Origin of the sequence: Novosphingobium olei (assembly GCF_012927405.1) — a bacterium.
Taxonomy (GTDB): domain Bacteria; phylum Pseudomonadota; class Alphaproteobacteria; order Sphingomonadales; family Sphingomonadaceae; genus Novosphingobium; species Novosphingobium olei.
On record NZ_JABBGM010000001.1, the window covers coordinates 175,913 to 188,863 of the forward strand.

9 protein-coding genes are annotated in these 12,951 nt (G+C 69.3%); 5 read left to right on the forward strand and 4 right to left on the reverse strand.

Translation table 11 applies throughout. The features are described 5' to 3' along the window. Both HHL27_RS00820 and HHL27_RS00825 read right to left on the reverse strand, forming a co-directional pair. Nucleotides 1-1,950, reverse strand: a complete 1,950-nt coding sequence (locus HHL27_RS00820; RefSeq protein ID WP_169491486.1) for a MacB family efflux pump subunit — start codon at nucleotides 1,948-1,950, stop codon at nucleotides 1-3. An 8-nt stretch (nucleotides 1,951-1,958) separates the two neighbouring features. Beyond that, nucleotides 1,959-3,155 carry an efflux RND transporter periplasmic adaptor subunit gene (locus tag HHL27_RS00825; RefSeq protein WP_169491487.1) on the reverse strand — a complete coding sequence of 399 codons (1,197 nt, stop codon included), beginning with the start codon at nucleotides 3,153-3,155 and terminating at the stop codon, nucleotides 1,959-1,961. A 95-nt stretch (nucleotides 3,156-3,250) separates the two neighbouring features. On the opposite strand from HHL27_RS00825, the gene HHL27_RS00830 reads away from it, so the two are divergent. The 3 genes from HHL27_RS00830 (at nucleotide 3,251) to HHL27_RS00840 (ending at nucleotide 7,267) form a co-directional block, all read left to right on the forward strand. Continuing rightward, nucleotides 3,251-3,982, forward strand: coding sequence for a response regulator transcription factor (locus HHL27_RS00830; protein WP_240959228.1), 732 nt, complete (start codon nucleotides 3,251-3,253; stop codon nucleotides 3,980-3,982). After that, nucleotides 3,979-5,259 (forward strand): HAMP domain-containing sensor histidine kinase, encoded by a 1,281-nt coding sequence (locus tag HHL27_RS00835; protein WP_169491488.1) that lies wholly within the window; start codon nucleotides 3,979-3,981, stop codon nucleotides 5,257-5,259. The genes HHL27_RS00830 and HHL27_RS00835 overlap by 4 nt, the downstream gene beginning before the upstream one ends. Nucleotides 5,260-6,430: 1,171 nt before the next feature. Then, complete coding sequence (locus tag HHL27_RS00840) at nucleotides 6,431-7,267, forward strand: nitroreductase family protein (RefSeq protein ID WP_169491489.1); 837 nt, start codon at nucleotides 6,431-6,433, stop codon at nucleotides 7,265-7,267. On the opposite strand, the gene HHL27_RS00845 is transcribed toward HHL27_RS00840, so the two are convergent. Further along, entirely contained in the window at nucleotides 7,227-8,399 is a 1,173-nt protein-coding gene (locus HHL27_RS00845) for an LLM class flavin-dependent oxidoreductase (protein ID WP_169491490.1), read from the reverse strand. The genes HHL27_RS00840 and HHL27_RS00845 overlap by 41 nt on opposite strands. Nucleotides 8,400-8,575: 176 nt before the next feature. Between HHL27_RS00845 and HHL27_RS00850 the strand changes: the two genes are divergently transcribed. Further along, the gene (locus HHL27_RS00850) at nucleotides 8,576-10,600 is read left to right on the forward strand and encodes a TonB-dependent receptor (RefSeq protein WP_169491491.1); all 2,025 of its coding nucleotides are present in this window, start codon (nucleotides 8,576-8,578) and stop codon (nucleotides 10,598-10,600) included. A gap of 56 nt (nucleotides 10,601-10,656) precedes the next feature. Here HHL27_RS00850 and HHL27_RS00855 read toward each other — a convergent pair whose 3' ends face one another. Further along, nucleotides 10,657-11,670 (reverse strand): MBL fold metallo-hydrolase, encoded by a 1,014-nt coding sequence (locus HHL27_RS00855; RefSeq protein ID WP_169491492.1) that lies wholly within the window; start codon nucleotides 11,668-11,670, stop codon nucleotides 10,657-10,659. Nucleotides 11,671-11,913: 243 nt separating this feature from the next. On the opposite strand from HHL27_RS00855, the gene HHL27_RS00860 reads away from it, so the two are divergent. Continuing rightward, nucleotides 11,914-12,933, forward strand: a complete 1,020-nt coding sequence (locus HHL27_RS00860) for an ABC transporter substrate-binding protein (protein ID WP_169491493.1) — start codon at nucleotides 11,914-11,916, stop codon at nucleotides 12,931-12,933. Nucleotides 12,934-12,951 lie beyond the last annotated feature (18 nt).

Below are 12,951 nucleotides of genomic sequence, written 5' to 3' on the forward strand. Positions count from 1 at the left end.
TCAATCTCTCGACAGGGCGTCAACCGGCGCCAGCGCGGCGGCGCGGCGCGCCGGAAGGAAGCCGAAGGCGATGCCGATCAGGGTGGAACAGCCGAAGGCCGCGCCGATCGAGGTGGTGGAATAGACCATCGAGAAGGTCGACCCGAGCAGCGAGATCAGCAGCCCGACCGAGAACGACAGCGCGATGCCCAGCACGCCGCCGATCAGGCAGACGAGCACCGCTTCGATCAGGAACTGCTGCAGGATGTCCGATTGCCGCGCCCCCACCGCCATGCGCACGCCGATCTCGCTGGTCCGCTCGGTCACCGACACCAGCATGATGTTCATCACCCCGATGCCGCCGACGATCAGCGAGATCACCGCGATCGCGGCGACGAGCAGCGTCATCGTCCGGGTCGCGCTGGTGATCGTCTTGAGGAAGTCGTCGGAGTTGTTGATGAAGAAGTCGGTCGTCCCGTGGCGCCGCGCGAGGAGGTCGGAAACGGCGGACTGGGCCGCATCGGTGGGCACCCCGTCGCTGATCCGCACCGAGATGTTGCTGACGAACGCCTGCCCCAGCATGCGGCTCATCACCGTGGTGTAGGGCGCATAGACGGTCAGCGAATCGCTGCCGCCGAAACCTTGCTGCTGCGTGCCAACCACGCCGATGATCCGCAGCGGCACCTTGCCGACCACCACCACCTGCCCGATCGGATCCTCGCCGTTGACGAACAGCGTCTTGGCCGTGTTCTCGTCGATCACGGCGACCTGTTCGATGTCGCGGACCTCGGTTTCGCCGAACACCCCGCCCGACGTCACCTCCAGCCCGCGCACGCGGAAATAGCTGCCGCCAACGCCGCTGACCTGCGCCGTGGCGGAAACGTTGCGGTACCGCGCGGTGTTGCTGGTCGAAACGCTGGGCGTGGCGCTGTCGACATAGGGTAGCTGGGCCAGCGCCTCGGCATCGGAGGCCTTGAGCGTCTCGATCTTGGCCGAGCGCATGTCGCCGAAGCTCTTGCCCGGAAACACGGTCAGCGTGTTGGTGCCAAGGCTGGAAATGTCGGACAGGATCTTCTGCTGCGAACCCTTGCCCAGCGCCACGACCGACACCACCGAGGCGATGCCGATGATGATGCCCAGCATCGTCAGGAACGTGCGCAGCTTGTGCGCGGCCATGGCCAGCACCGCCATGCGGAACGCCTCGCGCGCGCGATCGACCACGGCCGCGAACCTGCTCTGCGTGCGCGCCGGGCGATCGGCCATGGGCCTTGCGTTGTATTCGCGCACCCGGCGGTCGGAGACGATCTCGCCGTCGCGGATCTCGATGACGCGGTCAGCGTGCTCGGCCACGGCATGATCGTGGGTGACGAGGATGACGGTGTGGCCTTCGGCGTGGAGTTCGCCCAGGATCGCCATGACTTCCTTGCCGCTCGCCGAATCGAGCGCGCCGGTCGGTTCGTCGGCGAAGATCACCTCGCCCCCGTTCATCAGCGCCCGCGCGATCGAGACGCGCTGCTGCTGGCCGCCCGAAAGCTGGCCGGCGCGGTTGCGCGTGCGATCGCCAAGGCCCAGCCGTTCGAGCAGGCTGCGGGCCCGCGCATCGCGCTCGGCCCGGGTCGCCCCGGCATAGACGGCCGGCACCTCGACATTGCCGAGCGCGGAAAGATCGCCCAGCAGGTGGTAGCGCTGGAAGATGAAGCCGAAGTGTTCGCGGCGCAGCGCGGCAAGATCGTCGGGGGCGAGATCCTTCACGTCGCGGCCGTTGATCTGGTACGATCCCGACGTCGCCTGGTCCAGGCAGCCCAGGATGTTCATCAGGGTCGATTTGCCCGAACCCGATTGCCCGACGATGGCGACCATCTCGCCGGCCTCGATGGTCAGGTCGATGCTCTTCAGCGCGGCGAACACGGTGTCGCCGGCGGAATATTCGCGGCGGACGGCGGACAGCTTGAGCAGGGGGGTGCTGGTCATGTCTGCGCTCACATCATCGGCGGGCCCATCCGCGATTTGCTTTCGCTTTTCGCAGAGGCCGTTCCGACGATGACGCTTTCGCCTTGCTTGAGGCCGGACACGACCTCGACGATGACGTTGTTGTTGAGTCCGATCCTGACCCGGCGGGTGGAAACCTTGTCGTCCTCGTCGACCACGCGGACGGCATAGCTGCCATCGGCGGCGCGCGTGCCGAGCGCGGTGGCCGGGATCGTCAGCACGTTGCTCCTGCGGTCGAGGTCGATGGTGACCTTGGCGGTCATCAACGCGCGCAGCCGCCCGTCGGCGTTCGGCACCTCGAACAGCGCGTTGTAGTAGATCGCGCTGCTCGACGTGCTCGATGTGCTCGACGAACTGGTCGACGAATTCACTTCGTTGACGATCGATTCGGGTGCGGGCTCGACCAGGCGCAACGTGGCGCTGTAGCGCTTGTCCGGGTCTCCCAGGATGGTGAAGTGCGCGGGCATCCCGGCGCGCACGTTGATCACGTCGGCTTCCGATACCTCGGCCTTGATCGTCATCTCGTCGAGCTTGGCGAGAACCACGATCGTGGGCGCGGACTGGTTCGCGTTAACGGTCTGGCCCTGCTTGGTCACGATCGCGACGACGACGCCGTCCATCGGCGCGGTGATGCGGGTGAAGCCCAGCTGGACCTGCGCGCTGTTGACGCTGACTTGCGCCGAGCGGATCTGGGCGACGATCGCATCGCGCGAAGCCTGCGCCGAGCGCAGCTCGGCCTGCGCCGCTTCGTAGTCCGCGCGCGAGGTCGCCTGGCCCGAACCCAGGGCCTGCTGGCGCTGGAAGGCGAGCCGCGCCTTGATCAGGCTCGCTTCGGCGCCGGCCAGCTGAGCCTGGACATTGGCGAGCTGCGCGCGCGCCGTATCGAGACTGTTGTTCTGCGTCTGCGAATCGATCTGCGCGATCAGGTCGCCCTTGCGCACGGTATCGCCGATGGCGACGTGCAGCGTCTCGACCCGGCCCGATACCTGCGCGCCCACGCCCACCAGCTCGCGCGGTTCGAGCGTGCCGCTCGCCTCGACGGTCTTTTCCACCGATCCGCGGGTCACCTTGGCCGTGACGTACTGCGCCTGCGACTCGCCGCGCCCGAAGGTGAGCCAGGCGGCAAGGATGGCAAGAACGATGCCGGCAACGACACCGGCGATCACGAGTCGACGAGAGGTGAACATGTCCGCCGTTATGCGCCCTGCTCGCGCGGTACGGCGGTCAAGTCTTCGCAAGTGCAGCGTAAAGATTCCGCCAAGACCGCCGTGCGGCTGCTGACATGGCGTCGCCGTTGCGCCATCACCGTCGCGTGCAGATGGAGCTCAAGCGCATCCTCCTGGTGGACGACGATCGCGAACTCGCCGTGATGCTGGCCGAATATCTTGAAGGCGATGGCTTCGAGGTGGAGGTGGCGGAAACCGGGCAGGATGGTCTCGCCCGCGCGCTGTCGGGCGATCACGATGCGGTGGTGCTCGATCTGATGCTGCCGGGGTTCAGCGGGCTCGAGGTCCTGCGCCAGCTGCGCGAAACGAGCGACGTGCTGGTGATCATGCTGTCGGCGCGCGGGGACGAAATCGACAAGGTCGTCGGGCTGGAACTGGGCGCCGACGACTACGTCGCCAAGCCCTGCTACCCGCGCGAACTGGTCGCCCGGCTGCGCGCCCACTTGCGCCGCCGCACCGGCCCGCAGGAGCGACCGGCCCGCCACAACGCGGTCGCGCTCGGCGATCTCGTCGTCGAGCCGGGGCCGCGCCGCGCCTCCTGGAACGGCAGCGCGCTCGAACTGACCGCAACCGAGTTCAACTTCCTCGCCATCCTCGCGCGGGCGGGCGAAACGGTCTCGACCAAGGAGGACCTCTCGCTGCGCGGGCTCGGCCGCGCGCGCCAGAGCTACGATCGCAGCGTCGATGTCCACATCAGCAACCTGCGGATCAAGCTGGAGGCCGCGTCGGCCCGGCGGCTTTCGATCGAGACGGTGCGCGGGGTCGGGTACAGGCTGCTGCCGGCATGACCGGGCGGCGGCTGTTCGCCAAGATCCTGCTGGGGTTCCTGTGCACGTTCCTGCTTATCACCCAGGGTGTCTGGGCGCTGTTCTCGCTGCGCGACCGCAAGTCGCCGCCGGAATCGGCGGTGGCCGTGATGATCGGACCGACGCTGGTCAACATGGCCGGCCGCGCGGTCGAAACGAACGGGGTGGCGGGTTTCGCGGCGCTGGAAAAGAACCTCTCGCCCGAACAGCGCCATCGCCTGCGGCTGGTGCCGGCCTCGCAGGAAGGGCCCGTGCCGCCGGTGTCGACTCAGACCCAGCTGGTGCGGCCGGTGAAGGCACCGGGCGGCAAGGCCTACAACGTGCACTTCGACCGCAGCCTGGATAAAGGCTGGCGGCTCAACATTCCGCCCGAACTGCTGGTGATCGGGTTTGTCGCGGGGATGGTGTTCAGCGCACTTCTGGCGACATACCTGCTGCGGCCGATCGGCCACCTGCGCAACGGGTTTGCCCGGCTGGCGCGCGGGGAACTGGACGTGCGCGTCGGGTCCGCCATGGGGCGGCGGCGCGACGAGATCGCCGACCTTGCCCTCGATTTCGACCAGATGGCGGCCCGGCTCAAGCAGCTGGTCAGCCGGCGCACGCAGCTGCTCCACGACGTTTCGCACGAATTGCGCTCGCCGCTCGCGCGGCTGCAGGTGGCGCTCGCCCTCGCACGGCAGGGCGGCGAGCGGCAGCAGGCCTCGATGGATCGCATGGAGCGCGAAGTCGAACGGATGAACGAACTGATCGGCGAACTGCTCACCCTGTCGCGTGCCGAGGGCGGGACCGTCGGCGTCGATGAATACTTCGACCTGTTCGGCATCCTCGAAAGCGTCGTGGAGGATGTGCGCTACGAAGCCGCGCCCACCGATGTGACCGTGGCCCTGCGCGTATCGAACGGCGCGGACGAGGATCTGCCGCCGATCCGGGGCAGCTCGGAACTTGTGCGCCGCGCGGTCGAGAACATCCTGCGCAATGCACTGCGCTTTTCGGCCGGGGGCGACGTGATCGAGGTCGAAGCGCGCTGGAGCAGCCGCAACGGCGCCTTCACGATCGTGGTGCGCGACAGCGGCCCCGGCGTGGCGGATGATGCGATCGACACGATCTTCGAACCGTTCGTCCACGGCGTGGGTGGGGGGCTGGGCCTTGGCCTTGCCATCGCATCGCGCGCGATCGCGGCGCATGGCGGCACGGTGGCCGGCCGCAATCGCGAACCGCACGGCTTCGAGGTGACGATGGTGCTTCCGGCCCGGGACTGAAGCCGCCGGCCGTATGGAGAACAGCGAGCACGGTGCGTTCGCTGGGCGTGTTGCACCTCGGGCCGGGCGACTTCGGCTTGGACCCCATACCTCAACCCCGCGATGGAGCGGGGGCAGAAGGCAAGAACAGTCCTTCGACAAGCTCGGGATGGACGGGGTGAGGATGCCCCCCAACGTCATCCCAGCGAAGGCCGGGATCGCTCGCCGCCAAGCGCGCCAACCGTTCCGCAAACCGTGAGCGATGCCAGCCTACGCTGGCATGACGTCTGAGGAACGAACACCCCACGCCCCCCAAACCGCCTGCCCTGAGCCTGTCGAAGGGCTGCCCTTGTTCTCCCAGGCGCAACCGCCAGACAGCACGCAACACCCACGCTACAGCGCTTGGCCAGCGCCGGAAGACGTCCTGGGAGCGCGAGGGGGTCACCCCCTCGCATCCATCCTTGTTCTAACTCAACCTTGACAAAACGTACCATATAGGTTATACGCCCCACCACGGACCGGGAGCGGCATGGCCGGCTTGCTCTTCGCTCCTTCGGGCCAATCTCCACGCTGGGAAAGGCCCGACGCGACCGGCGCGGGTCGGCGCTGCGGGAGGCCGCTTCCTCGGAAGCGGTCAGCGAGGGCGTTAAGCCCCAAGTCCCTCAGGGCACACCCAACGCCACTGCAACGGACGGGCGGATGTGGTGCGGTGGTTCAACCGCGTGGCAGCGCTCCCTTGCGAGTCCGGTTCCAGTCCGGTCCGGCCCCTTCATGCGGCCGCGACTAATCCCGGAACTTATCCTCGTGGGACTTATCGCTACGGACCGGGCCGCCTTGCGAGCCGCCGCCCGGGTTTCGAGCCCCCGTCCGAATAAAGGCTGAGCCGATCCGGGATAGCCAACGCCCCGCCGGCCACTCGCCACAGCGTTCCTCTTGCCCTCCACGCGCAAGCGCCACGCATGGCGCCCGCGCCGGTCGCGCAGGTCCGTACCGCTTTCCAAACGGCGTTATCGTCCGGGCTCGCCGCCGGATATGGGGGCGTGGGTGCGGGAGACGCGCTTGCCAATCGCGCGCGGCCCTCTTCGAACCTGCAGCAATTCTCACGCAGTCTTTTGCAGGATTGATTGCGCCGTCGCGGCGGGGCCGGGCTACAAGCGGGGCAAGGCAATGCCGTTCGCAAGGAGATACCGCCGTGGCACTCGAAGATCCCGTCCAGTCCGCGCAGGGCCGTGCGCTTCATGCGCGCTATGGCGATGACAGCGCGCCTGCGTTGCTCTGGAACGATACCATCGCCGCCTTGCTGGCGCACCGCTCGGTGCGCGCCTACCGGCCCGATGCGCTGCCGCCGGGCACGGTCGAAACGCTGGTGGCGGCGGCGCAGTCTGCGGCCAGCTCCTCGAACCTGCAGCTGTGGAGCGTGGTGGCGATCGCCGATCCGGACAAGCGCCGGCAGCTTGCCGCGCTGGCCGGAGGGCAGAAGCATATCGAGCAGGCGCCGCTGATCCTGTTGTGGATTGCCGACCTTGCCCGCGCCAAGCTGGTCGCCGACGATGCGCAGCAGCCGGCCGAAGGGTTCGAATACCTCGAAAGCTTCACCGTCGCCGCAATCGACGCCGCGCTTGCCGCGCAGAACGCGGTCATCGCCGCCGAATCGCTGGGCCTTGGCACCGTATACATCGGCGCGCTGCGCAATCGGCCGGAAGAGGTCGCCGCAATCGCCGGCCTGCCGGAACGCGCCGCGGTCGCCTTCGGCCTCGTCGTCGGCTTGCCCGATCCCGCGCACCCGGCGGCGATCAAGCCCCGGCTGCCGCAAGCCGCGGTGCTCCACCACGAAACCTATGCGCTCGAAGCGCAGCGCGACGCGATCGCCCGCTACGATGATGTCGCGCGCGCCTTCCAGCAGTCGCAGGGGCAGGACGTGGTCGGCTGGCGCGCGTTGCTGCTCGCCCGTGGGCGTTCGGCGGCCTCGCTCAACGGGCGCGACCGGCTCAAGGCCGCGTTGCGCGCGCTGGGGTTTGCCCTGCGCTGAGCGCCGCCTCGCGCAGCAGCGGCAGCAGCAGCCGTCCCTGGCGGTCGGCCTCTTCGCGATAAGGCGTGTCCGACAGCACGAAATGGCTGATGCCGAGCGCGCGGTAACGCGCCAGCGCGGCGGCGACTTCGGCGGCCGAGCCGACTAGCCAGGTGCTCGCCGCGCCGCCCGCGCCCAGCCGGGCGGGCGCGGTGAACAGGTTGTCGTCGAGCACGTCGCCGCTCGCATGCAGCGCGTTGAGCCGCGCCTGCCCGAACGCGGCGGCGCTCTGGTGCACCCATGACGCCTCGCTCCAGCCCTGCGCCATCGCGGCGAGCTTGGCGTGGGCGGCGGCCCAGGCCGCCTCGCTCGTTTCGCGCACCACGGTCGTGATCCTGAGCCCGAATTCGAGCGGCGGCAGGTCGCGGTCGAGCGTGCGGCTCAGCGCGCGCAGCCGTGAGATCCGTTCGGCGATGCCGTCCAGCGGCTCGCCCCAGAACAGCTGCACGTCGGCATGGCCGGCGGCGACCGCCTCGGCCGCGGGCGATGCGCCGCCGAAATAGAGCGGCGGATGCGCCCGCCCGGGCCTGCGCGCCACCGGGGGCGCCAGCCGGGCGTCCGCCACCTGATAGAACGCGCCGGCAAAGTTCACCGTCTCGCCCGACCAGAGGCGGCGGACCAGCACCATGAATTCGCGCGTGCGGTCATAGCGCCGGGCCGAGGCATCCTCGCCATCGCCATAGGCGCCCAGTTCGTCGCGCCCCGACACGATGTTGACCCGCAGCCGCCCGCCGCTCAGGTGGTCGAGCGTCGCGGCGGCGGCGGCGAACTGCGCCGCCTGCCAGTAGCCCGGGCGGATCGCCACCAGCGGCTCGAACCGGCGCGTCGCGGCGGTCAGCGCGCTGGCGAGCGTCCAGGCATCGAAGCGGCCCCAGCTCGTGCCGATCAGCGCGCCCTGCCAGCCGCCGTCCTCGACCGCGCGGGCGTGCGCGGTCAGCAGGTCGAACGTGGCGAGATCGGGTGACGGCGTATCGCCCCGGTGGCCCCCGTCGATCTGGTTGGGGATGTACCACAGGAACTGGCTGGCAGGGGCAGCGCCATGCCCGCCTGCGCGCGAGGCCGCCGGTTCGTCTATCGCGTCACGAATGCGCATGCCGGCGTGCTTCTTTCCCTTGGCGAACCTTCCCACAGCAGCGCTATCGGACCCGCCCGGTGGCCGGCAAACGAGTTCGGCGGCCATTTCGGCGGCGGTGCTATGAGCAATGCTTAACCGCCACCCCGGGCGATCTCGATGGTGGCGGCGGGCGGGTTCCGGCACGGGACGAAGTGATGACCCAGCGCCGCGCCTGCCCTTTCCGCCTTGCCGCCCCCGCCATGCTGGGCGCGATTTCCCTGCCCGCCACGGCAAGGGCCGAAGAGGCGCCGGCCCCCGTGCCGCAGTCGCAGATCGTGGTGTTCGGCCGGGGCGAGGCGCGGATCGGCAGCGCGGCGGCGGCGAGCGAGGGCAGCGTTGCCGGGGCGGACCTGCTGGTGCGGCCGCTGGTCAAGGTGTCCGAACTGCTCGAGGCGATCCCCGGCATGGTCGCGGCGCAGCATTCGGGCAGCGGCAAGGCCAACCAATATTTCCTGCGCGGCTTCAACCTGGATCACGGCACCGATTTCACCACCTACGTCGACGACGTGCAGATGAATCTGCGCTCGCACGGGCACGGCCAGGGCTATCTCGATCTCAACGGGCTGATCCCCGAGGTGATCGAGCGCGAAACCTTCCGCAAGGGGCCCTATCGCGCCGATGGCGGCGACTTCGCGTTGGCGGGCGCGGCCTATTTCCAGACCATCGCCGGGTTCGATGCGCCCTGGGCCAGCGTCGAGGCCGGCTCCTATGGCTGGCGCCGGCTGGCGAGCGGGGGCTCGTTCGCGGCCGGCCCCGGGCGGCTGACGATCGTCGCCCAGGCCAAGGCCTATGACGGGCCGTGGCAGCAGAGCGAACACCTGCGCCACTACGCGGGCTTCGCCAAGTGGACCGCGCCGGTGGGCGCAGCGCAGCTTGCGGTCACGGCGCATGCCTATCGCGCCACGTGGCGGCCGACCGAACAGATCCCCGAACGGATCGTCGGCTCCCCGGTCTGCGCCGATGTGTTCTGCTCGCCCGATCCCACCGCGCGCGGCCAGACGACGCGGCTGGTGGTCAATGCCGCGCTGACCGCGCCGGGCTGGCGGATCAACGCCTATGCCCAGCACTACGACTGGTCGATGCTGTCGAACCCGACCTATGCCGATGCAAGCGGCGCCAGCGCGCAGATCTGGCAATTCGACCGCCGCCAGGTCTACGGCTTGAAGGGAGAGCGGACGTGGACAGTCTCGCCCGCGCTCGACTTCGCGCTCGGCACCGAGAACCGATATGACGCGGTCGGCAATGTCGGCGTGGCGCAGGCCGATGCCGGCCGCTTCGTCCGCTCGCTCGGCTTCTACCGGCTGGGCGAGGCGTCGGCGGCGGTGTGGGGGGCGGCGACGCTGCGGCCGCTTGCCGGACTGCGCCTGACCGCGGGGCTGCGCGGCGATTGGTACCATGCCAGCGTCCATGCCCGCGATGCGAGTGCTGTGGCGCTGGGGCAGGGCAGCGTGGCCGATGCCATCGCCAGCCCCAAGCTCTCGCTTGCCTGGAGCCCCGCGCCCTGGGCCGAACTCTATGCCAACTGGGGCGAAGGCTTCCATTCCAACGACGTGCGCGGTGCGGTCAGCGCTGCGGCGCGGGTGCCCTTGCTGGTGCGCGGGCGGGGGCGCGAACTGGGTCTTCGCCTGCAGCGCGGCACGGCCAGCTTCACCGCCACCTGGTGGGCGCTCGATGTCGCCAGCGAACTGCGCTTCGTCGGCGATTCAAACGCGGTCGAACCATCGGGCGCCAGCCGCCGCCACGGGATCGAGCTGGTCGGCTTCTGGCGCCCGGCGGCATGGCTGGCGATCGATGCGAACTTCACGCTCAGCCATTCGCGCTACGATAACGACGATCGGATCCCCAACGCCTTCGAAAATGCGGGCTCGGCCGGGTTCTCGCTGATCCGGGGCCCGTGGGAAGCGGCGCTGCGCGTGCGCCACCTCGGCCCGTCGCCACTGGTCGAGGACAACTCGGTGCGCGACAGGGGCAGCACCGTGTTCAACTTGCGCGCGGCGCGCAAGTTCGGCGGGGTCGAGCTCTATGCCGACCTGCTCAACCTGTTCGACAGCCGCGATAAGGATATCGCCTACTACTACGAATCCTACGTGCCCGCATTCGATGCGGCGCCCGTCGAAGGGCGGCTGAGCCGGGTGGTCGAACCGCGCACGCTGCGCATCGGGGTCAAGACCCGGCTATAGCGGCGCGCAAGGCCGAAGGCGGCCCCCGCTTCGATGCGGGGAGGAGGCGCAGGGGTTCAGCGCGGAGCGGGCGGGCGCAGGCGGATGCGCGCTTCGGCGGCCTGCATGCACTGGTCCATCAGGCCATAAAACGCCGCCACGCGCCGGGGTCCGATCACGAAGCGGCTGCCGCGAACGGCGGCGCTTGGCGCGCGCTGCGCCGCTGCAAGCCGTTCGGCCCCGCCGAAGGCGAACAGGTGGGTATTGAGCAGGATGTCGGCGCCGGCGGCGCGGCTCAGCCGTGCGAACCGGTCCACCGAATCGCGATAGCGTTCGAGCCCGCCGGTGATCGCGGTCGGCTCCACCGCATCGGGCAGCGCCGTGCTGCCGAGCAGCGAGACGACGTGGCGCCTGCCCCCCTGCCGCACCGGGAAGATTGCAGAGACCGTGCCCGGGGTGTGCCCGGGCGTGATGTAGAGCGACACGCGGGTCTTGCCGATCGTCAGCACCTGCCCGTCGGTGATGTCGCGATCGTGCCGGGGGATCGGCCGGCCATTGAGCACCGGCGTGCCCGCTTGCGCCTCGATCAGCTTCCAGTCGTTGGCGCTCAGCCCCACCGGCGTGCCATAGGTCTGCTGGAACCACAGCGCCCCGCCGAAATGATCCCAGTGCCCGTGGGTGACGACGATGGTGCGGATGTCCTTCGCATTCAGCCCCAACGCGCGCAGTCCCGGCGCGATGTGGTGTTCGGCCTCTTCCATCGAGGTGCCCGAATCGAACAGGATCAGCCCGTCGCTGGTCTGCAGCACATAGACGCCGACGAACTGGTTGCCGATGAACGACAGGTCGTCGAAGATCCGCGTCGGCGCGAACCATTCGTCGATGCGCTTGAGCTGGCGGAACACCACGGCGCGGGGATCGGCCTCGCAGAAGAACAGCGACTGGGCAAGGTCGCGGGCGGCAAGGCGCGTCGCGGCATCGACATGGCCCTGCACCTCGGGCGGATCGAGCGGGGAATGCGCGGACGCAGCCGGCAGCGCCGCCAGCGCCCACAGCCCCACGGCCAATAACTTCGTGACAGAACGGCGCATCCCGCAAGGCTCCTTCGATGACCGGCCGATCGCCAGTCCGGCCCCGTGGTAGGAAGCACACGGGCGCTTCGCCAAATGAGTTCGCCTGCGCGCCCGATCAGCGTCGCTGAACCATTGAACATCGATCCGGCTGGCTTGAGCATTCCGCGTTGGACCCCACCCGACGCGTGCCGCTCTCTTGATCGCCTGCGCCACAGCGGATGCGGCGCGTGCAACATACCGTGCAGGAGAAAGGGCAAAGCCATGGCGTCCACCTCGCAACCCGAAACGCCGCGCCGCCGCCGCACGACCATCGTGCTCGCCGCGCTGGCGCTCGTCGTGCTGGCCCTGGCCGGCGGCTGGTGGCTGCGCCATCGTTCGGCTGGCGGCGCTGGCGGCGCCGGCGGGTCTGCGCTGATCGTGGGCGACCAGCGCGGCGGCGTGCAGGCGCTGCTGCGCGCCTCGGGCGAACTCGACAACGTGCCCTACAAGATCGACTGGGCGCTGTTCCCCGCCGCCGCCCCCCTGCTCGAGGCGCTCGGATCGAGCGCGATCGACATCGGCGGGATTGGCGGCCAGCCGTTCGCCTTCGCCTATGCCTCGGGCGCTAAGATCAAGGTGGTCTATGCCGCGCGGCCGATCGATGGGCCGGACCGAGGCCGCTCATCGGCGATCATCGTGCCGGCGAGGTCCCCGCTGCGCCGGGTCGAGGACCTGAAGGGCCGCCGCATCGCCACGATCCGCGGCTCGGCTGGGCAGGACCTCGCGCTGCGCCTGCTCGAACGCCATGGGCTCAAGCCGTCGGACGTGACCTGGGTCTATCTTAACAATGCCGAGGCCAAGAGCGCGCTCGAAACCGGGGCGATCGACGCCTGGTCGACGTGGGGCGCCTATGTCGGCTATGCGCTGATCAAGGATCACCAGCGCGCCATCGGCGATGCGCGCGAACTGCCGGGCCAGGCCGGATTCTACGCCGCCAACGACCACGCGATTGCGTCAAAGCGCGCGCAGATCGCCGATTTCCTCGCCCGGTTGAGCCGCGCGCGGGCCTGGCTGGCGGACCATCGCGCCGAGTACGCCAGGGTTCTGGCACGCGAAACCGGCCTGCCCGAAGATGTCGCGCGCTTCACCGTCGAAGACCTGCGCACCGCCCCCGCGCCGGTCGACGACAGCCTGCGCAGCGAACAGCTCGACATCCTCAATCGCTACAAGGCCGCTGGCATCATCGCCAAGGTTCCCGATCTGTCGGGCGCGTTCGACAGCTCGTTCTCGAAGGGCCAGTAAGCGCGCCGGGCTGTGCGC